Source organism: Bradyrhizobium sp. CCBAU 11357 (assembly GCF_028128865.1).
In the GTDB taxonomy this organism is placed as follows: Bacteria; Pseudomonadota; Alphaproteobacteria; order Rhizobiales; family Xanthobacteraceae; genus Bradyrhizobium.
This window is the reverse complement of sequence record NZ_LBJW01000017.1, coordinates 584,846-604,903: the sequence shown is the minus strand read 5'-3', so window position 1 is coordinate 604,903 and position 20,058 is coordinate 584,846. Positions and strand designations below refer to the sequence as shown.

Genomic DNA, 20,058 nt, shown 5'->3' with positions numbered 1-20,058 from the left:
CTCATTCAAGATCTGGATTTTTGACGGCTACGAGAGGCGGAACGGCCAAGTAGGAAGTGACCGAAGCGAACAGGAGTTCGTGAGCGCGATCGACGATATCATCCAAGAAAGTCGTCTTCGCGAACATCACGCGGGCCTCCGCCAGCAATTGGCCGCGAGTCGGCATGTGGGGCAGATGCATGTCCACGCGAGGGTGCCCCTTCAAGACAACGTCCCTCGGGAACAAGTCGGTCTGATGGACTGATGATCTGATCGCCAGTGCGATGCCCTCGGGATTGAATCGACGCACAAGTTGCTCGGCTGTCCGCCTGATGACACGAGATCCCAAGCGTTGCTCGTTGCGGAGAACCTGCTCCGGCGGCGTCTTCAAGTTCCAGACGATGCCGAGCCAGGATAAGGCCACCAGAATATAATAGGTTACGTCGATCTCCCACCAGTGAAAGCCTTGCTTGGCGCTGCTTTGGTAGGCGTGATGATTGTTGTGCCACCCCTCGCCCATCGTAAACAGAGCCAGAAGCCAATTGTTGCGGGAGTTATCGCCCGTAACATATCTCTTTCGCCCGTGAACATGTGCAAGGGAGTTGATGCAGAACGTTGCATGATACAGGAGCACGGTGCTCCAGAAGAATCCGACCACGAGTCCTGACCATCCCGCAATGAGGAAGCAAAGACCTGCCGTCACGATCGCAGGCAAAAGCTCGAATTTGTGCAGCCACATCAACTCGGGATACGACGCGAAGTCCGAAATCTTCGTCAAATCGGTCGCATCGTGCTGCCGATCGAAAATCCAGCTGACGTGGCTGTAAACGAAGCCATTTTGGCTTGGCGAATGCACGTCTTTCTCCGTATCGGAGTAAAGATGGTGATGTCGATGTTTCGCAGCCCACCAAAGGACGCTTTTCTGGGAGCTGCTTTGGGCGAGGAACGCGAGAGTGAATTGAAACGCCCGGCTCGTCGAGTAGGCCCGATGCGAGAAGTACCGGTGATACCCAGCAGTGATCGCGAACATGCGTAACCAGTATAGGACGACGCAAAGCGCAACCGCTGGCCACGAGACGCCCGACCATGTCGCCATGAGGCAACCGGCGTGGATCAGCAGAAACGGGAGGACCTGCGGGTAGATGATGTCGTGTTCCTGATCCGTATGAGTATGGGTAGACACTCTGACGACCTCGGCGGTTTGGCGTGGGGGCCCGTCCCGTTAGGACGGCTCGCGCGCTGTGGCGGCATTTTCTTTGGGCACGAAAACAACCGCGCGGCAGGAAAACGTGTCGCGGCTTGCGAAGCCATAGGTCCTGCCGGTACGTCCGTGGTCAAAGCAGCATCTGCAAAGTGGCGGTGGCGAGGAAGAGCCCGCACTTCCGCTTGCAATTCCGATCAGTTGGTCGGACCGCTCGCCGCACATGAGACCATGTCAAAGGCACATCGAGCGGACCGGCCAACTGGCAGCCCCCGGCCGGGTCAAGTAGACACATCGTCCGCCGCGGACAGAGCCAACGTAAAATAGGTGCGGCCCGCCTCGGGCGAGGGATAGCCATTGACGAGAAGCTTCCAGGACTTGATTTCCCATATGTCGCCCGGCTTCGACTCTCGGAGGACTTCACCCGCCAGCTTTACGGCCTCTTCCTTTGCGGCATCGAGGTCGGCAAGCTCGGTGCCGTGGTGATCGAGACCAGCCTTGCCGTCCAGAATGTGAAAATGGTAGCGCGGCATGGGCGCTCCTTCATTTTGGCGGGGAGCGCGTGGCATCTCTCAGTCCCCGGATCGCCCGACGGTCCCGGCAGATAGGCGACAATACGCATCATGCCGCTCGGTTCCTAAGAAACGCGGCTCACGGAACCCGGACCTTGGGCGCAAAAAGGCACAGACTCAGTGGCATCACAGTGCTAAAGCTTGGGAACCGCAAATCGAAAGCTCATTCACGTGTCTGCGATCAATGCGAGGAATACTCACCCGCTGATCCGCAAGCTGGAAACTGTCTTTCCGCTTTCTGACGAAGAGCGGAAGGCGATACTGGCGCTCCCGATCGATCAGAGGGTGATCGAGGCCCATCAGGACATCGTACGCGAGGGGGATCGCCCGAGCCGATCTTTCGTCATTGACGATGGCGTGGCTTGCGCCTTCAAAATGACAGGCGAGGGCAAGCGCCAGATCCTCGCATTCCACATCACGGGCGACATGCCGGACCTTCAGAGCCTGCACTTGCAGACGCTGGACATCAGCATCGGAACGATCACGGCTTGCAAGGTCGGCTTCATTCAGCACGAGGATCTGCAGCGCCTGTGCGAACGCCAAGCCCGCGTCGCGGCGGCCCTCTGGCGTGAAACACTTATCTATGCGGCGATGTTCCGCGAATGGATCACCAATATCGGACGACGGCAGGCGCTAGGCCGGGCAGCGCATTTTATGTGCGAGTATATCGTCCGTGCGCGAGCCATGGGTCTTGTGGAAGATTACTCATGTGAACTGCCGATCACGCAGGAAGAGCTTTCCGATGCCATGGGCCTCTCAATTGTTCACGTGAACCGCGTGCTCCACGAGCTGCGCAAGCTGGGTTTAATCAACCTCGAAAGCAGGCACTTGACCGTGCTTGATTGGCCCCGGCTCCAGGAAGTTGGAGACTTCGACGCGGGATATCTCCACCTGCCGAAGACGGCCACGTAGCGTTACGCCCCTTCGTCAAACGGCGGCGCGGACGGATGAACAGAGGGTCGCCCAGGAACTTCTTCGAACCATCTGCCACCCCAGAGACAGCTCTAGGGCAGGTTGGAATTCTGCACTCATTGAAGAATGCGGCAGCCGGAGAGTCATCGTTCGTCTCATCTGCGCCACCGATTATAGCTGACAGCCGGACGCCCGAGGGAACAAAGGGGTGAGGAGGCGGCTTGAGTTGGGTGGCAGAACCAGGAGACTGGGAGCCGCGAAGAAAAGCCGTTCGGTGTAACGCCCGAGTGGCTTTTGTTTGATGGGCGCATCTCTTGTGAAGTCGCTTGGCTGCCGCAATCGAGAAATCCGATCCCAAGGGAACACTTCGCCCCCAGTCGGTTTAGTTCCGAGCAGCATTTTGCGATGCGGTTCTTTAACACTCACGCGAATCGGATTTGGCATGGCCTCCGTCACAGTAGGGCTGAACAGATACTTCACATTGATCGAGCGTTCAGTGCCCACGAAAGTCGGGACCTTCATTCGCTGGCTGCGGGAGCCATCCAAACTCTGGATCCGGATCATCGTTGCGGGGGTACTCATTCTCGGGGGCATCTTCAGCTTCTTGCCCCTCTTCGGCCTCTGGATGCTCCCCCTTGGACTTCTTCTCATCGCGCAGGACATGCCGATCCTGCAAAAACCTCTCCTCGCCATGTTGCGTTGGATCGAGATGAAATGGAAGCGGCTCAGGCGACGTTTCAGAACGAGGCCGCGGCCAATTGTGGCGAAGCAACCGGAATGACGCGACCGCTCGCCCGCGGCGGCGGGGCATTCTCCGTATTTGGAACGTTGTGGTTAAGCCGGGCTTGGTCCGGCAGGAGGTCACCATGACCAAGACATCAGACCACGGCATCATGCGCGTACGCGGAGAAGATCAGCCGGCAGACAAGGAGCGGGCGCAACTGGCTCAAAAGATTGAGCTCGGCCACACACCGCCCGTGATCAAGGAAGAGGCGAACGACCGGGACTGAACGCCATGATCGTGAGCCGGCGCGCGGGGCCTGCCAGCAGGATCCGCGCGCAACATCATGCTGCTTTCTGATGCTGCTCGAACGCAGCGATGGCCCGATTCGAAAGCATCAGGGTGCGGCTCTCTCCCTTGAGAATTTGCGTTTTGATACTTTGAAGTAGGATCTCGGCCGCCTGCTGAGGATCGGCGATCCCACCTGAGCGGTCCAGGAAGTCCCAGGCTATCTGAAGCGAGTTTTCAATGAGAACTGGAAGTGGCTCGGTCATGCGGGAGGAACGCCCCGGACGACCTCCCGTTCCTTCATTCTGGAGCCGGTAATCCCGGTGTGGACAGCCATTCGCTGATTTGGGCCCCGGTCTCCGCCTGCCGAGCTTTGCGGATTGTTTGGTCCCGCTCGATACCTGGCGGAAGCGACTTTGCCTTTTGACGAAGGGCTCGCCCATGCTCGGCAAGGCGTTCTTCAAAGGAGGTGGTTTGCTTCAGACGGCGTCGCTGCATAGCGTGCTCCTTTTCCCAGGGAAGAAGGCGGGAGCGCGACAGCGTTCTCATCACCGACAGATGCCGAGGGCCGCGCGGTGACAGATAAAGCGTATCAGTTCGCCGTCCGACACGCTGGTCAGTATTGATCAGGCCGTGAAGGCGACAGGGACACCGTCACCCTGCAAGAATGCGCGACTCCAGCACCAAACCCGAAAGCCTTTGGTCGTCGGATCATTGAAGACAAAGACCGCCCGTACCCCGTCGCAATGGGCTAGAAATGCTCTTCACGCTCAGGCCGCAAGCTCTCGAAGCGTTGAGATGATGGCCTCTGACGGGTACGGCTTGCTGAAGAATCTCGTCCCCTTGGGCAGATCGGAATCCTTGACGAGATGCCCCGAGACGATCAGCAGCTTGATCGGTGGCCATCTTTCGCGGACCGCTACGGCGAGCCGAACGCCATCCATCGAACCCGGCATCCTGACGTCTGTGAAGACAACGCAGACATCCTTTCGGGCCTCAAGTATCCTGATGGCTTCATCCGCGTTGCCGGCGAGAATCGGATGCAGTCCCGCGTCCTCGACGATGTCGCTTGCCATCAAGAGGAGCATCGGTTCGTCCTCGACGATCAAGACGCAACTGCCGCGAGGAGAGCTTTGCTCTGGCATATCAGCCCTTTCTAATGCAGGAGACGCCACCCGGTCGGGACATCCGCAGTCACGGCTTTAAGCGATGGCAGCAGCCGACGTTCCGAATGGCCGATTGTTTCTGAGCAATCTTTGCATCGACAATGCGGCTGACGGTTTCCGAGGGTTCACCATGAGGCGCCGCCACTTCCGCCGAATGAGCGTGGAAGTCGCCCCGTCGGCAATGTGCGTCTGGCGACCCTGCCTGCCCATCGCCGCAGGGTGAGCGCGTCGACGCCGCCCCTTCCACTCAGAGCATGACCGTCACCTGCGAGGCAGTCGGATCGAAAAGCACGTGCCTGTTTCTTCGTTGGATGCCACAGAGATCTCGCCGCCATGGGCTTCGACGATCAATTTTGCGATGTAGAGGCCGAGGCCGAGGTGGGTACTGTGCTCCGGCGGACTTCCGTCATCGTGGCCTCGCGTCCAGGATTGGAAGATTGATTTTTGCGCTTCAAGCGGGATTGAGGAGCCGAGATTGTGCACGTTGATGGTCACAGCATCGGGATCGTTACCTGCGACGGTCACTGTGATGGGCGTCGCTACGTCGCCATAATGGACCGCGTTGCCCATCAGATTGGACAGCACCTGTCCCAGGCGGGCGCGGTCGCAGGAAACCAACGGATCGCCCTTCGTCGCGACCTGAAGTTTTCGATCTGCGTTGACGGCGCGAAACTCATCTGCGATTTCCTGGCACAGAGCCGCAACGTCGTTCTCGGTCTTTGTAACGGGGATTTGAGTGCCGAAGGACGAGCGTGTGAGATCGAGCAGATCGTTCAGAATTCGCGTCGCCCGCCCTGCGGCCAGCTTGATCTCCGAAACAACCTTGGCCTGCTTCGCGTCGGTTGTCCCCGATCGCTCCATCCACTGAGCGCCCATTGAAACGGCGCCGAGAGGATTGCGCAGGTCGTGGCCGAGGACGCCCAGAAACAGGTTGCGCGAGTCATTTATCGTCTTGGTATAGTGGGCCACCGACTCCGTCACGGCCTGATCGATCGCTTCATTGAACCGCGTCAAGTCCTCAATATCGGTGTCCGCAAGGCTTCGATGATGAGCAACCCACTGCTTGACGACGCTTGCGCGAAGCGCCCGATATTCCGAGATCATCTGGTCGATGTTAAAGCCGTCGGCCAGACGCAGAGCGGCATGGAGCTCAGCCGCGCTTTGAGAAAAGGGGCTGTCTTTCGGGCCGTCGCCTCGCGATTTATCAAATCGCTCCCGCGGGGTTTGTGCGGTTTCGAGGTCGTCCGCCACAAACCTAAGAAGATCGAAGATATGATCTTCCAGAGCCAACTTCGTCATTCGATCGCTGGCCGGTGACAGAGTTCGAGCGAACTCCGTCCATTCTTTCACGATCGGAGCCTGGTTCCGTCGAATGAAGTCAGCCAGGCGTTCGTACTTTGGCCGCTCAGTGGAATTGCTCAAAGCCGCCCCCAAGTACTCAAAGCCGCCCCCAAGTAGATGACGCGAGCCCTAGATCGAGCAGGCACAAGCCCGCTGCTCGCGAATGCCGTGCCCTTCCGAAGCGCCGAGCCTAGAGTATAGCCACTGGCTCCCGAGCTGTCACAACTGGCTCCGCCAGCGGGGAGAACCGCGCGACTTTGCGGCCGGAACCTGCGGTACAACGGTCGTTTTGCACTTGCCCTGCAGGACGCGGGGATATCGGAAAGCGATCGTTCCACTCACGTCGCGGGCAGGACCCGGCGCACCTCTGCGTCTGTAGCCGATGCAAGCTAGCACCACCATATTGGCCTATGGGAACCGGCTTCAATGCTTGGTGCTCGAATTCCGATAGACTATCGAAACGCAGAACAGCTGTTCGGTGCTGGAGCGCACTTCCACCGCCAAATCCGGCCGCTTGCTTGGGAAGACGGATTCCTTGGCGATTCCAGTCAAGGTTTGCATTGCTTTGACTTCGGCGGCTTTCAGATTGGGAAGGGGTAGACCTTCCTGGTCTGCAAAGAAATCGCGACCACTTTGGATGTCAAAGAAATACCGATTCATCGAGCGCTCCGGAAAATGATCACATATTAGCCCCAGTCGGATTGCTGAAAGACTCGGACATTGATGCGGCCTGTCGTTCTGTCACACGATCAGCCTCAACTGTTCGATCTGTCCCGCCGGACGTTGCGAAATTCTTCGGGGCCTTTCATTAACCTGCCCTTCCGGCTTGCCCTGTCTTCAGATGTCGCATTCGCATCACCCAGCCTGTCAATTGCGTCAGAGGCCAGCTCCTTTGCGCGGATCCGAGGGCTCTCACGATTCGAATCCGGAGCTTCGCGCATAGGCCGATCACGCAGCCCTTTGAGCGCCGTCTTCACCAGCAGTTGTATCGCTTCTGACCGGTTGGGCCTCTGCTTCTGGCTGAGCGCCCATGCATCAACCTGGTCGAGAAGCTCGCGCGTCAGCCGAACCGTTCGGCCTTGCTCAGCTGTCGCCGCTGGTGACTTCTGGAGAACTGCTTTTGACCTGGACATCTCTGACATCATTTGATTGGAGGGTGATAACGGCGATGCCGCTGCATGTGAGCCGGAGCCAGTCATCTCCTGCGAGGGCGGGGCATCTGGCCAATTTTTCTGTCCGTGTCGAGCTAATGAACCCGGCCGCTTAGGGTTCCGGTGGATCCCTGCCACGACCACCTGCTCATCGCACAGCTCCTTGCGTCGTTCTCAAACACGGCGAGAGAGCGACGGAGTGCGGTCGCCTTCCGGACCATTGCGACGGCACACCGCACCGATCGATATCATCTCTGCCCGAAAGAGCGTGCGCCTCCCGAGCTGCAATAGCTACAACTTTCTCGGCCTCGCAAGGAGCGGACAGACCTCGATTTTTTGCTCGGGAACCCCGATTTCACTGGCTGTTCCCTGCTACGAAGCGCAGCGTCGTCCGAACGAGGAGCTGGCCTTGAACGGAAGCGCGTTCAGCAGCGAAAGCGGATTTGCAGAAGGGCGCCGTATGACGGACGTCACCAAGGAAGGCCTGGATGGTGCCGCCGCGCGGCATCTCTCGGCTGGCTTCAACTTCCGAGCCTTTACGCCGCACAAGGTCGCGTACGATCTTATCCGTTGGGATGAGGAGTTCAGACACGCCAATTACTCTCACCGCGTCGTAGCCGTGACGCTCTGGCAAAGCAGTTCGTCTGACTAGCGCAAAGCCAAGAAGGCTCGTCGCGCGGAACGTCATTTACACGGTCAATCTGAAGATATAACGTTTGGCTAGAGGTTGGCAGATGCTCACCTTGAAGCTGCCCAGGAAGCAGCGACTTCCGAAGTCGCCGCGCGTCGTCGTAGTAGCAGCTCACGTGCCATCGGAAGGCGCAATCATAAAACTGGATTTTACCAACGTGCGTCAGCAGCGCCGGTGCACGTCCTCATGCGCTCACGAAAGGCAACCATCATGAAGCTTCCTGCAATATTACAAGGCGAGGCGCGGACCCGCTTCCTTCAAGGAATTGCTTTCGGCGCGGTGGCGACCATGGCGATTGGATTTGCCTGGGGCGGTTGGGTCACCGGGGAGTCCGCCAGGGTCATGCGGGTCTCGGCGGAGACCAGTGGCCGGATGTCCGTTCTGGTACCGCTGTGTGTCGCTCAGTTTACAGCCGCGGACGGCGCTCTCGCGAAGTTCAAGGCGACCGGCCCTTATTCCAGAGAAAACGTCGTCAGCGAATTCGTGAAGAGTGTGGCGTCCACGAGCATGGACTACTCATTCGCCAAGGCTTGCGCCACCGGCATCGAGACGGAGATTGCCAAGACGGCGGCCAAGACCTGATTCCCATTCGGGAGGACAACAGATAGGGCCAGCCGCCCTCGATCGGGCGATCATCTTTGACCACACCATGCGGGATGGATTCGGCATTCTGGCGGGAAGCTGTTGGACGATTGGCACCTTGTTCAAATTGCGGCCGGCGCCATAAGCCGCAGTAAAGTCACTAGTGAGGCCCAAGATGTGGGGTAAAGATAGATCAATGTCGCTTTGGACGCCCGAGAAGCTGGAGGAAAAAGCCAAGGCAGACGCTGAGAACGACAACTACAATCCACCACATTCATGGTGGCCTGGCCGATACAGCGTTGGTACCGAAGCCCGCGACAAGTACGACAGAGCTTTTAATCTTCATCACAGCGCCAAGGACGAGCGCTAGGCTGTCCCAATTCGCTTCGTGCGAGATGGTCAAATTTGCTCAGATTCGGTACCGCCATAGGTGTTAACAAAAACCTGTCACCGCGAGGCCCTAGGCATTTATCGGTGATGAGAACGTCATCAGTCGGTCTCGCCTGCCTGCTCGTCCAATAAACCGGGAGACGGTGATGCAAAATGGGGCCGGACCTCTTTCAGAGGCTGAACTGACGATCGTGGAGCGTTATAAGCTCGACGCGCTTGAGGACATGGACGTTCCCGAGATCCTCGATTTTCTTGAAGAAATCGAGGACGAGATCAGACGACGGGGTGCCCCCGAGGGAGCGACCGATCGAGAGTAGCAAAAACAATGACTTACCGGACCGACCAATTTGCCCTTTGTACCAATGAATTGTGCGACATATCCAATCGTCGATTTACCCAAACGCTCTGACTGGGAGCGGCTTGATGTTCAACGTCGATCTCCGCACGGTGGCAGACCGCGTCCAACTCTTGGTGAACGCAATCAACGGCGGTGACCCACGTACCAGTGGCGAAATTTTTCGCACGGGACGCACAAGCCACGTGGCTCATCACTGAAGTCGATCCAGACGAGCCCGATCGCCTCTTCGGATTGTGCGACCTCGGTCAGGGGTGCCCGGAACTCGGCTACGTCTTATCTTATTCGATCTGTCGCCTGAGGCAGTTCGTGGGGATCTCAGGGAGTGCGTTTCCTGGTCCGGCGCCGCGTCTGTCCCGCGGCCTTCAAGCTGGCGGGTAACGTCGGCGGCACGTCATCCCGGCGTCCGTACTCGAACACAATCCCCGGCGGAGACTCGAACCTTCCTTGATGCCGTCGACGTTCACCCCAAGACGCTTGATCTTGTCGTACAAGGTCTGCTTGGGGAGGCCGAGCAGCGCAGCTGTTGTCTGGACGTCGCCCTGCTTGCGGCGCAATGCATCCTCGATGATCAATCGTTCGATGTTCTCGAGCTGGCGAGGCAACGAGACGTCCGCGCCGCCAAGGCCGGATTTGTTGATCGTCTTGCCGTCGAGCACACCCAACACGAAACGGTCGGCGGCATTGCGAAGCTCGCGCACATTTCCCGGCCATGCATAAGCCAGCAGAACAGACGTCGTCTGCTCGTCAAGGATGGGCGCGTCGCGCTCGAACCGCCTGGCAGCTTCGGAGAACCATGGCGGCGATCTGATCCTGGTTCAGGGCCACAGTTCGCCCGGCATCTATGCGCGCGCCTTTCTCGAGGGGCGGCTCAGCGAGAAAACACACCGGCGGAGTTATCCGGAATATCGGACGGCCGCCGCGATGCGTCGCCGACGCCATTGACACGTTCGTCGCCATGTCGGGAAGGTTTTTCAGAGGCTGCGAGAGCGCCGACGCGATCAGATGTAGGCGTGCACCGCCTGCTAAGTATTGGCAAAAACCCGCAGGCGCCGTCTTGCACCAGCTTCCGCCGATCTTCCGAACAAACCTGATTCCGAACCCGCGTCCCGGAGATGGCAGGGTCCTCAACTCGCGCCAGCAGCCTCGGTCCGCTAACTCTTGGGGTACAGCGCAGAAATCGCGGGTTGCCAGGGAAGCAAATCGAGCCCGACATCCTTGGCGTGTTCCAATTTGATGGGCCCATCTGAAGCGCGGCGTCGCAAGGCAAGGCACTTGCCCCTGACTGCGGTTTGATGGCCCCTCACGCAGAAACTGCGGTCAAGACAAAGATCGGCACCAAAATGGCCGGCGCTGATTCCGCTCCCTCGTTGTGAGTCGCGCTCCCTAGCCGAAAGCAGCAACCGTGACCTGCGTGCTTGATCCGCGTTTGCGTCCATCCTTTGCCGCAGCGGGTAAGGCTTGCAGTTATCGTCCCGGCAGAACCGTGACTTCTCGGGGCGGCTTGATCCGCAAGAACGGATATGCCGCCAGTTCTTTCGAATGCCGCGCGAACATATCGACCCGTCTGCTCGTAAACTCCGTAATGACGCCGAAAAATTCAGTTGGTGACCTGATCGTCGCAAGTCTCAGGCTGAATTCAAAAGCGAATTGCGCATTGGCCCCGGCTATCTCAAGAAGCTTCGCTTGATACGCCTGCATGTTTGCTGTCGGTAGAGCAAAGCCTTTCGTTGGATCGCTATCCGTCATTCTCTGGCTGCGGTCACCTACTAAGGCATCCGCCTCAGGCTCAATGATGGGAACCTGGTGTTTAGGATCATCATGAAGCTCAGGAGGCGGTTCGACCGAGTCTGCCGCAGCAGAGTGAAGTGAATTGTCTTTCGGGCTTCTAACAATGGCCTGCTTGTTCCGTTGGGCCCGCGCGGCCATTTTCGGGTTGCGGGCGCGCTTTGCCGCTGTCGCCGCTTTGCGTTTGCTCATCTGACGCTCCAAGAAAATGGGGGTGCGACCACAACGGTCATTTCCGAAAGGACAACAGGCTCTGTGACGTGGCGTTCCAAGCCCGTGCACTGTTGGTCGCATGAACTAAGATAAATCGCACGTTCTCTGAGCCGCCCCGAGAAGCCAGACTACCCACCGAGCGAATGCTCGAGGAAGAAGCGCAGCATTTCCCTCGTGGCATCCGGCCCTTGCGGATCAGTGTAAGACCCGGCGGGGCTGCCGCCTGACCATGCGTGTCCGGCGCCATCGATGTTCCAGTGTTCGGAAGTCGCCCGACCGGCCCCGTCGATCAGGACGGTGCGAGTATAGGCATGGCCGTGGGGTACGCGTCCGCGCAGCACCCTCATCGTCGGCCTCGTTGCCCTGGCGGCCTGCTCGATAATCTGATCGCCATTCTTTGGATGCACCGTTGTGTCGCGATCGCCATGGAAAACGATGGTCGGCACAGAAGTTTTGCCGTCCGCAATTGCCTTGGAGCCGCCTCCCTGCCGCATGGCGACGAACGCGGAGGGAAGGTCGCTGGCGGCCCCACACGCCAGGCCTGAATGAATGCCGACGGCCGCGTATAGGTCGCTATACGTGGCGCCCATGATGGCAGCGGCGGCCCCACCGGCAGAGAGACCCGCGACGTATACGCGCTTCGGATCGATCGGATGGTCGCGCATGATCTGGCGGGTAATGCCGGCGATCATCGAAGGCTCGCCCTCACCGCGGCGCTGGTCACCGGTGCGAAACCAGTTCCAGCACTTCGACTGGTTGGCTCCGCTCGGCTGCTCAGGATAGGCCACGAAGCAATTCTGCTCTTCCGCCAGGAAGTTCATCCGGGTGCCGGCCGCGAAATCGTCGGGCGACTGGGTGCAGCCATGAAGCATGACGATCAGGGGAAGCCGTTGTCCCTGGCAGCGGCTCGGGATGAACAGCTTGTAGGTCCGGCTTCCCGCGGCGTTACTGAAGGTACCGGCGATAAACCGTGTGCCCTCGGGCACGATGTCCGATGGCGACAGAGGAGCGCGCGTAATCGGACTTCGCAGGCCAAGCCCGGAAAAATCCCGCATTCCGTCGAGCGGTAAGGAGCGTCTGCGTCCCTGACCAGAGCGGGCCGACGAGGCCTGCGGAGCTTCTCGCTCCTCGACGACGTCGGCCATGGCGTCGATGGTAAGCGGATCGAGCCGCGAGAGCGGAGCCTGAGAGGCGCTGCGCGACTCCGGTCTTGGAGCGCGATCGCCCTGGAGCATGCGCTGCAGCAGCGCGGTGGCTTCGACCAGTTGGCCGGCACGCGTGAGGCGGGTTGCTTCGCGGACTATGTCTTGATTCAGCATCGTTCACCTCGTTCTGTCGGCGAGAGCGGCCTTGACCGCGGGAGTGGCGTGTAGGGCCCCCAGCACCGAAACCGACGCGATCGTGGCGCGCGCCAACTCGGGAGTGACGTCCTGGGCGATGGTGGCTAAGCCCAAAACATTGATCTGCAGCATTTCGCCGGCGCGCCGCGCCGCTTCGAGATCCTCGCGTGTGTAGTTGCGCAGCCCGAGGTCCAAGTTCTTCCGGGCCGTGGATTGTCTGACGACCTCTACGTGTCGCTCGAGCTGGTTCCGGATTGCTGTCCGGATGAAATCGGTCCTGTTCGAATAGAACCCTTCCTGCACCATGAGATCGACATGACCGAGGTCGACATAGCCAAGGTTGATCGTGATCTTCTCGGTGTCGGGGGCCTTGGGTCGCAGCTCGTGTGCATTTCCGGCCATAGTGAAACATCCCTGCACCATCCGTCTGGATGGTGTGTGGGTGTATCTAGATGCTCCCGGGCGCCTTTCAAGGGGTGGAGCCATCCAATAAACCAGGAGCTCGCGCAGGCGGACCGTCTCGTGGAGCGTCAGACAAATTCTGGCGAAACTCGCCTCCCCTGTCTTCGCAAGCCCGATGGCCCAGTTCGTTTAAAAAAACAGAAACAGGTTCGTCGTGCTCCCACGTCGCGGGCAAACCAAAATAGAAAGCACCCTTAACCTTCTGAGTGACATGCTCAATGTCGCTCACCTTCCGCTTCCCGTGTCGCCGGATGGCCGGCTGCCCACGTTCGCTGAAGTGACCGGCTTTGATGCTGCATCAGCGTGGGCCCCGCCTTACGCCAGGGCAACAAGCGTTTCTCGGCGAGCTCGCTGTCCGCTTCGCAGTGGTCAGTGGCCGGCTCAGCTACCAGCACAACTTCACAACAACGAGCCCCGCGAGATTGAAGTTCTCGAGAGCGCCGCTTTCACCGATTTCCTCGACAAGTCCGAACCGCTCTGGGCCGACCTGTACGGTTGGAGAACCAACTAGGCGTCATTCCGGAGCCAAGGGCGGCAAACTCAGGATCACGGCCTCGCCATCGATCACGAACCTCTTTTGCCGGTTCCTCAGCGCGGCCTCAGCAGGCCATCCAGAGTGCGGATGGTGACCATCTCACCGCAAAAGCAGCGGGCGTTCCCGTCCGGCCGTTGAGTCGGCAACGGCAGAGCCAGCCTGTGCATGCAGTTCTTCCAGGCGGTCCAGTCGCGCTAGCTGCGCCAAGCCTCGTAATCGATCTCGGACCGCGTTGCCAGCCACCTCTGCCATGCCGCCTCGAAGCCGGCGCGGACCTTGTCGAACGTCTCGTTAATGCCGCCGCGGTGCTTCCTGGGCTCGATCCCTGGAAGCCGCCACCGTGGCTCACGTAGGCAGAGCCGCCCTAGGACGTGCGGCGCGAGTAGGGGGATAGCAACCAAGTATGGCTTTGGCTGTTCACATGCATGGAAGCGCATCTTCTGCAGGTCACTACTGACGATGGCGAGTGCCGGTTTTGGTTAGCAGCCGGTACGGAAGAAGAGGCCGTTCAGCTCGTCTTGGATGCCATCCCGGAGGGATGGACCGCCAAACTAATCGATCGCGGGGGCACCGCCCTGGAGCAAGCTGCAGCGCTCGGCCTGACTGTTGGACTCGCGCCAGGAGAAGCCCGCGAGGTAAGCAGAGGAGTCGGGCTTAGCTGATACGCAGGCGTTTCTCCGCCGCCGCGATCTGCGAGCGGGGAAACCGGCCAGATGAACTTTGAAGCTTTAGCCCACAAGGAGCGTCAGATGAGCGAACGACGTGAGCTATATCGTAGTACCAACGGCGACGCTTGGTTTCTGGGACGCGAGCCGGCCAATGGACATGCTTTCATCATTCATCAGCCAAATGCGCCTTCTGGCGGCCGACTGACACACATTGAACTCGGCGATTTCTTGCGAAGTGAGCCGAAAGGACCCGAGCACCAGGCCCTTCTGCGCCTGATAGGTACGCTAGTGAACGTGCCACCGTACGCTTAGGGCGTACCAGCAGCGTTAGAGCGGCCTAGCACTCACATATACGGGCTGTTCTCCGAGACCATAAGCAGAGACGGATCGGATATCGGCACACCTTGCAGGTCAATCGAGGCGTTTGAAAGGATCTGCGTGCAGATGCGTGCCATCAAAGTAATTGACGCCAAAGCGCCGATCACCAATCCAACGCTCTCTCCGCATTCGAATCTTCCTGAGCAGAGTTCGTGGCGGCCAACGCAAGCATTGACTAGCTGTTCCTATAGGATGCAAACGCTCCCTCACGCTTGGTGGCTGAAAACCTCAGTAAGGAAGAGCAGCGAACGGCCGGCGCACACGAAAATTGAGAGTCGGGGCGAGGACGGGCCTTTCCAAGCCTCGCGCCATTTCGGAACAAAGATCCAAGAAGCCGTCTGCCCACCAGAAAAGAGAAGGCCGCCCGGAGGCGGCTAGTTTTGTCTTCTCTTCTGCTTATTTCTTGAGGGCGTCAGCGGCGTCCCGCTCTGCATCCTTCACATCTCCCGCCGTGTTGTGGGCAGATCCCGTCGCCTTGTCGATCTTGCCTTCGGCTTCCACGTCCTTGTCGCCGATAAGTTTACCGGCACCTTCTTTGATGGCGCCTTTTGCCTTGTCGGCAAGGCCCTTCACATGTTCGCGGTCCATGATCGTGTCGTTTGCTGTTGGAAGTGTACACAACGAAAGCGTTGCGCAGTGGTTCCGCCTGCGGAGGCCCGCTTAAGGCCGCCGGCGTCGGACGCCTCGGCATATTGAAGGCAAGACAAGCCACCACGAAACTCTCGTCACCTGCGGGCCGTTCTAACCGACTCGTGCTCTTATGGGACGCGCCGGCCGGTCGCCGAGTGCGCCCAAGCGGATGGTCAAAATTGCTCAGACCTGGTCTGCCACAAGTGTTAACAACGCCTATCACCGTCCGGCTCATGGCTTCTATCGGTGCTGAGAACGCCAATTGCGCTCCCGCCTAACCGAACAGCGAGCACCCATGTTCAAGCAATCATCGATATTTCAATACCGCTTAGAGGACGAGGCAATTGACTTGCGCAAGCAGGCTGAGGGTATGCCTCATGGCGTTCGACGCGACGAGCTTCTACGGATGGCCAACCGGATCGATAACTCGGTTATCGTCAATAAGTGGCTGGATTCACCAGGTCTGCGCGCTCCGACATAGACTACTAGCGCAGAGAGGCCGCCTCAGTTGGCGGCGTCTGGCCTTAAGAGCCTGACATAGGTCGCGAACACCAGCCCGCGCGCGGAAGCGATCACCGCATGACGGCAGTCGGCCGCGGCAGAAACTCGAATAGTTCCTAGCGGGAGCCGAAACAAGTGCTCGCTATCCAGCACCGAAAGGCGCACTGTCCGCCATCGCGCGGCCCTTAGCAATTACGGTGATGTGATCGCAAGTTGCGCTCCCGCTTGACCCGCAGCGGAGCATCAAACATGGCGGCTCGACGGCCCTCACACCAATCATCGACACTCGAATATCGCCTCGCACAGGAGGCGATCAATCTCCGCCTAGTCTACAGGTCAAGGAGTTGCCCGTTGGCGTTCGCCGCGCAGAGCTCTTGCGAAAGGCCAGGCAGATCGATGTTGCAGGAGAGATCAACAGGTGGTTGACCTCGCCGGGACTACAGGCGCCACCTTAAACTTGGCTCTCGTTCGCGTGATGAACTTCTGCACCCCACAAAGAGACCAACCTATATCGGGATTTTACAGTCTCCCTCCCGGGCTTGGTAAGCCGCCGCCTGCGCTTTATTTAAGGGGGCGGCGTTTTTGTTCTCAGGGCCAAACGACCTCATCTCCTGCGGTTGCCCCACCACCGGCCAAGGCTCAGTCATAGGCGCCGGTGGTTGACAGACGGGGTCCCAGCCCACGGTCGGTAGCCATGTGCGACGACGATCTGTTACTCCCATCTAGGTGCCGATGCGACGTCCCTGGCGGGACATCACCCGGGACGCGCTGCGCCGCTCTCATGCGCTTTGGAAATCGAGCCCGAAATGAAATCGGGCCGCTGATGCAGGTCCGTTCTCATGCGCTTAGTCTTCTACCACCTTAGTCTTTCTTTCTTCGGCTTCTTGGCTTCGCGATTGCCGCGTTGCTATCCCTTCGCCATGCCGTCAATCTCCTGTTGCGGTTCGAGTTCATCCAGTTCATCCGACTGCAGAACGCGCCCGCGCGGCGTACAGACGCAGACATCCATATAGCCATCGCGCAGACGGCGTATCGTTGCCCGTGGAGATGCCAACTTGGCCCTCCGAAAAGCCATCCGCATGCTGACCGACGACGATTCGACCTTCGACCGCTTCCTTTCCGATATGCGCTTCATATTTCCAGGAATCGTCGCATAGCGCGGCCATGCACGCAAGTTTGTATGGGCGAAAAGTCCGTGGCCTCGTCAACGACAACCTGGGTACGGAGCAAGCTTTCAATTACGCATTCGGGACAACCCCAATGGAGCAATCGCATGACGGACGGCGCTGACCGCGAGCCTTCCGATGCCGAACTGAGCGCAGAGCACGAAGCTCTAACCTCGTGGCAGACTCCCCAGGAATTCGTATCCAAAGTGGCCGCTCGCACCTCTCGTTAAGTCATCCACTCTCTTTAACAAAAGCAACGCGGGCTTTCTGCTCGACGCGATTCCCATTGCTGAGTTTACTAAGCGGCGCACTGCGCAGCTCGTTCGGATGGTCAAGCAGATGGAAAGACGGAATGACGAACAAATTCAAAACGCGGGCGAAATAATTGATATCGAAGTGACGGAAATTTTGGACCCTGGCAGAAAGCGCGGCGACGAACATCGGTGTGAAGCAGAACAAGGCGTTCGGCATTTTGATCCCCACCTCGGAGAAACAATCGCAAACCAACTGGCGAAGGGAGTTAAAAAGAAAGCCGATAAAGGATACACAACAACGCCGCTGTTCTGGTTTATCTCAACATTTTGGGCGGCGGACGCCTCGGAGCGGAGTCGAGATTGCAATAGAAGGGCTCAGGGCGGAATACGCTACCACATTCCGCGAAATATGCGTGCTTTGGGGCACAAAGTGGTGCTGACGGTCGCGGTCGAGTCTTCTCCAGCTGTAACGACAGCGCAAACTCCTCGAACCGCTTGCGCATCGCGTCCCAGAAGCGCCGCGCGTCGTCCTACCTCGTGCGCGAAACCAGCATACCGCACAATCATCACCCCACCCGTGGCCTCGTGCCGTCGCCAGCGCTCGGCCCACAGATCGAACACGTAGTATAGGTAGACGTTGGCAAGAAGTAGTGAAATCACCGACCCCTGGCCCGCCTCCTTTTTACTGACTGTGACGACCCCGTCCTCCAGCACGCCAACTCTGGTTTTGATGTGGCGGCACGTAACTCTCGACAGGCTGACTCGATAACCTTTCACCATACTTATCTGCTGGGTTGGCAGAAGCGCGCCCTCGATCAACGTCGGCAGAAAACGATAAGCTTTTCATACTTTCTTTAGCAAACCTCGACCGACTCCGCTTTGGTGAACTCTCTTCAGGGGGCTTACCTTTGCGGCTGGGGAGCGTAAGCAATCTTCTTCAGTGCCTTGTTCGCATCACCGCGACCTTGATAAGTGCCGAGCAACTCGCCCTCGTCGTCAATTTCTTCAACCCGACACAGGGTCCAACGCTTGTCTTTGCCCTGCGCGATGCGGAACGCACGACCGTTGCGGCGACAATAGAATGCTTCTGATTTCTCGATTCTGGTCCACGCACAATCCGCGCCCAACAGAAACCGCTGTTCCAGCCTTATTCGCTCTTCCTCTCTCCAGCGCCGATAGCTTTGCTCCTGCTCCGTTTCTAAGCCTGTCTTCCTCGCGCTCGATGCGCTCCTGCAACGCTCCAATGATCGCGCGCATCTCGGTGCCGTTTCCCTTGTCTGACTGACACAATGCGACACAGCCATTTCTGAGTTCGTCCTTGGGATAACTTGTATGTGGCTCTTCCCAAATAGCGCGCAGACGCTGCTCCACATCCGTTTTCGTCAACGGCAGGCCGGGTAACGTATTCAGAAACGCCTGGAGGTCCTCGACGGGTATCCAGATGGAGCCGCTGCCTGTGCGACCTCTTCTCGCCGACTCTCCCACTTCTTCCACACGGAGCTTGCTCCATCCAGCGCTTTCACAATCTCGCGCGATACCTTGTGAACGCTATGCGGCTCACGCAGGTGCTTCAAGGATGGGCTTTCTACGTAATCAAACAAGATAGAGGCGACGGCGTAGTGACGATCAGCGTTCATGCGGAGCTCTCGTCATTTTAATGCAACAGCAAGCCAAGTTACGCGGTGCGGCTTAGGCAACTCTCAACAGGATAACTCGATAACACCATTACGTTCACGGTTCTGGGGATGCTCCGGATCGATGCCATTGAGAACCAGCCGCTTAACGGCGCGCCAGATGGTCGGCATAGCTCCGCCGCAGCTTTCGATGCCTGAGCGCAGATTGGCTCTTCGGTGACCAGCCCACGCACCGACATGGATCTGTGCCCACATTGAACACATACTCATTAAACGTAGCACCGATGAAGTGCCGGGCTAGTGTGGATGGCGGACTACTTCGCCCTCCCATTGTGGTGGACTGCTCGGCGCTATGGTGCTTCGCATTCGCGCCACCCTTCCCGACAAGGGGGGCGAGAACCACGCTGGCAAGAATGAAGGCGATAGGGTTATGCGCTGCATGCCCCCTAAGCGCATTTTGGGAGCTTTTTGTTGTTATGCACCGTAGGAACGGATCGCCAGCCGCTTCCGTTACCCATCATGGAAAATATACGCCCACAAGACGAAGACCCGCGCGAGACGCCGCTGGATGATCCGCGGCAGCAGACTGACGCCCCCCATCACAAGCAGACAAATGAACCGTGGAAGGGCAATCCTGAGAAGGATCAACTCCCTCCTGACCGGCCGGACATCGATCTGGAGAAATGGCAGGAGAGCAACACCCATTAGTCGAGAGTAGCAGTATCATGTATCGTACCCGCGAATACCTTGAGTGCGCCGAGAACTGCGCGCAGCTCGCGGAGCAGGCTCAGACGGCCCCCGCCGCGCGCCGCTATCAACGCATGGAGGCGGCTTGGCGCGCGCTCGCTGAGGAACAGCAGTGGCTCGACGGGGAGATTCCGCCGGTAGGCAGACCAAATTCATCCGCGCTACACTCGCACTCATGACGCGCACAATCCGCGCTTGCTGCCAATAAGGAATTGCTTCGTCGGCGGTAGCCCAACCTGACTTTCATCGTGCGCTGGCAGCGCACAACACAGTGACATGAGACGTAATTGTACCCAACTTTGTGCGTAACCTCCCGTGTGCACAAAGACGCCTGCGCTTGCTTGGCGCTCAGCCAGGGTAGGAACCATAGTCGTTGGGACAGCTTGGTATCCA

23 protein-coding genes are annotated in these 20,058 nt (G+C 58.7%); 10 read left to right on the top strand and 13 right to left on the bottom strand.

The window, feature by feature from the left end; all coding sequences use genetic code 11:
* Position 1: 1 nt before the first annotated feature.
* Both XI05_RS07975 and XI05_RS07970 read right to left on the bottom strand, forming a co-directional pair.
* Entirely contained in the window at positions 2–1,162 is a 1,161-nt protein-coding gene (locus XI05_RS07975; protein WP_271500185.1) for an acyl-CoA desaturase, read from the bottom strand.
* 299 nt (positions 1,163–1,461) lie between these two features.
* Positions 1,462–1,713 carry a DUF6894 family protein gene (locus XI05_RS07970; protein ID WP_271500181.1) on the bottom strand — a complete coding sequence of 84 codons (252 nt, stop codon included), beginning with the start codon at positions 1,711–1,713 and terminating at the stop codon, positions 1,462–1,464.
* A gap of 210 nt (positions 1,714–1,923) precedes the next feature.
* Here XI05_RS07970 and XI05_RS07965 point away from each other — a divergent pair, with 210 nt between their 5' ends.
* The 3 genes from XI05_RS07965 to XI05_RS07955 all read left to right on the top strand — a co-directional run bounded on the left by XI05_RS07965 (position 1,924) and on the right by XI05_RS07955 (position 3,674).
* Positions 1,924–2,664: a Crp/Fnr family transcriptional regulator gene (locus XI05_RS07965; protein ID WP_271500178.1), complete on the top strand. Its 741-nt coding sequence runs from the start codon at positions 1,924–1,926 to the stop codon at positions 2,662–2,664.
* Positions 2,665–3,106: 442 nt separating this feature from the next.
* Positions 3,107–3,445, top strand: a complete 339-nt coding sequence (locus XI05_RS07960; RefSeq protein ID WP_036003762.1) for a hypothetical protein — start codon at positions 3,107–3,109, stop codon at positions 3,443–3,445.
* Positions 3,446–3,530: 85 nt separating this feature from the next.
* Positions 3,531–3,674 (top strand): hypothetical protein, encoded by a 144-nt coding sequence (locus tag XI05_RS07955; protein ID WP_157785226.1) that lies wholly within the window; start codon positions 3,531–3,533, stop codon positions 3,672–3,674.
* Between the two features lie 55 nt (positions 3,675–3,729).
* On the opposite strand, the gene XI05_RS07950 is transcribed toward XI05_RS07955, so the two are convergent.
* The 4 genes from XI05_RS07950 to XI05_RS07930 all read right to left on the bottom strand — a co-directional run bounded on the left by XI05_RS07950 (position 3,730) and on the right by XI05_RS07930 (position 6,840).
* Positions 3,730–3,939 carry a hypothetical protein gene (locus tag XI05_RS07950; RefSeq protein WP_018642493.1) on the bottom strand — a complete coding sequence of 70 codons (210 nt, stop codon included), beginning with the start codon at positions 3,937–3,939 and terminating at the stop codon, positions 3,730–3,732.
* Between the two features lie 504 nt (positions 3,940–4,443).
* Positions 4,444–4,782, bottom strand: a complete 339-nt coding sequence (locus tag XI05_RS07940) for a response regulator (RefSeq protein WP_018642491.1) — start codon at positions 4,780–4,782, stop codon at positions 4,444–4,446.
* 318 nt (positions 4,783–5,100) lie between these two features.
* Positions 5,101–6,138, bottom strand: a complete 1,038-nt coding sequence (locus XI05_RS07935; protein WP_018642490.1) for a sensor histidine kinase — start codon at positions 6,136–6,138, stop codon at positions 5,101–5,103.
* 465 nt (positions 6,139–6,603) lie between these two features.
* Positions 6,604–6,840, bottom strand: coding sequence for a DUF6894 family protein (locus XI05_RS07930; RefSeq protein WP_018642489.1), 237 nt, complete (start codon positions 6,838–6,840; stop codon positions 6,604–6,606).
* A gap of 900 nt (positions 6,841–7,740) precedes the next feature.
* On the opposite strand from XI05_RS07930, the gene XI05_RS07925 reads away from it, so the two are divergent.
* From XI05_RS07925 to XI05_RS39675, 5 genes are all read left to right on the top strand, one after another.
* A complete protein-coding gene (locus tag XI05_RS07925; RefSeq protein WP_271500173.1) occupies positions 7,741–7,983 on the top strand; it encodes a hypothetical protein in 243 nt (80 codons plus the stop codon).
* Between the two features lie 249 nt (positions 7,984–8,232).
* On the top strand, positions 8,233–8,604 hold the full coding sequence (locus tag XI05_RS07920) for a hypothetical protein (protein WP_231088645.1): 372 nt from the start codon (positions 8,233–8,235) through the stop codon (positions 8,602–8,604).
* Positions 8,605–8,800: 196 nt separating this feature from the next.
* Positions 8,801–8,974, top strand: a complete 174-nt coding sequence (locus XI05_RS07915) for a hypothetical protein (protein WP_157785227.1) — start codon at positions 8,801–8,803, stop codon at positions 8,972–8,974.
* 166 nt (positions 8,975–9,140) lie between these two features.
* Positions 9,141–9,311, top strand: coding sequence for a hypothetical protein (locus XI05_RS07910; RefSeq protein WP_157785228.1), 171 nt, complete (start codon positions 9,141–9,143; stop codon positions 9,309–9,311).
* Between the two features lie 173 nt (positions 9,312–9,484).
* Positions 9,485–9,730, top strand: coding sequence for a DUF2958 domain-containing protein (locus XI05_RS39675; protein WP_141697813.1), 246 nt, complete (start codon positions 9,485–9,487; stop codon positions 9,728–9,730).
* Here XI05_RS39675 and XI05_RS07900 read toward each other — a convergent pair.
* From XI05_RS07900 to XI05_RS07870, 7 genes are all read right to left on the bottom strand, one after another.
* On the bottom strand, positions 9,715–10,104 hold the full coding sequence (locus XI05_RS07900) for a helix-turn-helix domain-containing protein (protein ID WP_442869241.1): 390 nt from the start codon (positions 10,102–10,104) through the stop codon (positions 9,715–9,717). The genes XI05_RS39675 and XI05_RS07900 overlap by 16 nt on opposite strands.
* A 712-nt stretch (positions 10,105–10,816) precedes the next feature.
* Positions 10,817–11,329 carry a Phasin protein gene (locus XI05_RS07895; protein WP_271500169.1) on the bottom strand — a complete coding sequence of 171 codons (513 nt, stop codon included), beginning with the start codon at positions 11,327–11,329 and terminating at the stop codon, positions 10,817–10,819.
* Between the two features lie 149 nt (positions 11,330–11,478).
* On the bottom strand, positions 11,479–12,669 hold the full coding sequence (locus XI05_RS07890) for an extracellular catalytic domain type 1 short-chain-length polyhydroxyalkanoate depolymerase (protein WP_014493170.1): 1,191 nt from the start codon (positions 12,667–12,669) through the stop codon (positions 11,479–11,481).
* A 3-nt stretch (positions 12,670–12,672) separates the two neighbouring features.
* Entirely contained in the window at positions 12,673–13,092 is a 420-nt protein-coding gene (locus XI05_RS07885) for a CopG family transcriptional regulator (RefSeq protein ID WP_014493169.1), read from the bottom strand.
* Between the two features lie 2,037 nt (positions 13,093–15,129).
* Positions 15,130–15,321 (bottom strand): CsbD family protein, encoded by a 192-nt coding sequence (locus XI05_RS07880; RefSeq protein ID WP_271500166.1) that lies wholly within the window; start codon positions 15,319–15,321, stop codon positions 15,130–15,132.
* Between the two features lie 1,940 nt (positions 15,322–17,261).
* Complete coding sequence (locus XI05_RS07875; RefSeq protein ID WP_036003717.1) at positions 17,262–17,501, bottom strand: hypothetical protein; 240 nt, start codon at positions 17,499–17,501, stop codon at positions 17,262–17,264.
* Between the two features lie 685 nt (positions 17,502–18,186).
* On the bottom strand, positions 18,187–18,588 hold the full coding sequence (locus XI05_RS07870; protein ID WP_240538099.1) for a hypothetical protein: 402 nt from the start codon (positions 18,586–18,588) through the stop codon (positions 18,187–18,189).
* 849 nt (positions 18,589–19,437) lie between these two features.
* On the opposite strand from XI05_RS07870, the gene XI05_RS07865 reads away from it, so the two are divergent.
* Together XI05_RS07865 and XI05_RS07860 are read left to right on the top strand one after the other, a co-directional pair.
* Positions 19,438–19,626: a hypothetical protein gene (locus XI05_RS07865; protein WP_081494503.1), complete on the top strand. Its 189-nt coding sequence runs from the start codon at positions 19,438–19,440 to the stop codon at positions 19,624–19,626.
* A 17-nt stretch (positions 19,627–19,643) separates the two neighbouring features.
* The gene (locus XI05_RS07860) at positions 19,644–19,844 is read left to right on the top strand and encodes a hypothetical protein (RefSeq protein WP_081494502.1); all 201 of its coding nucleotides are present in this window, start codon (positions 19,644–19,646) and stop codon (positions 19,842–19,844) included.
* The last annotated feature ends 214 nt before the right edge of the window (positions 19,845–20,058 follow it).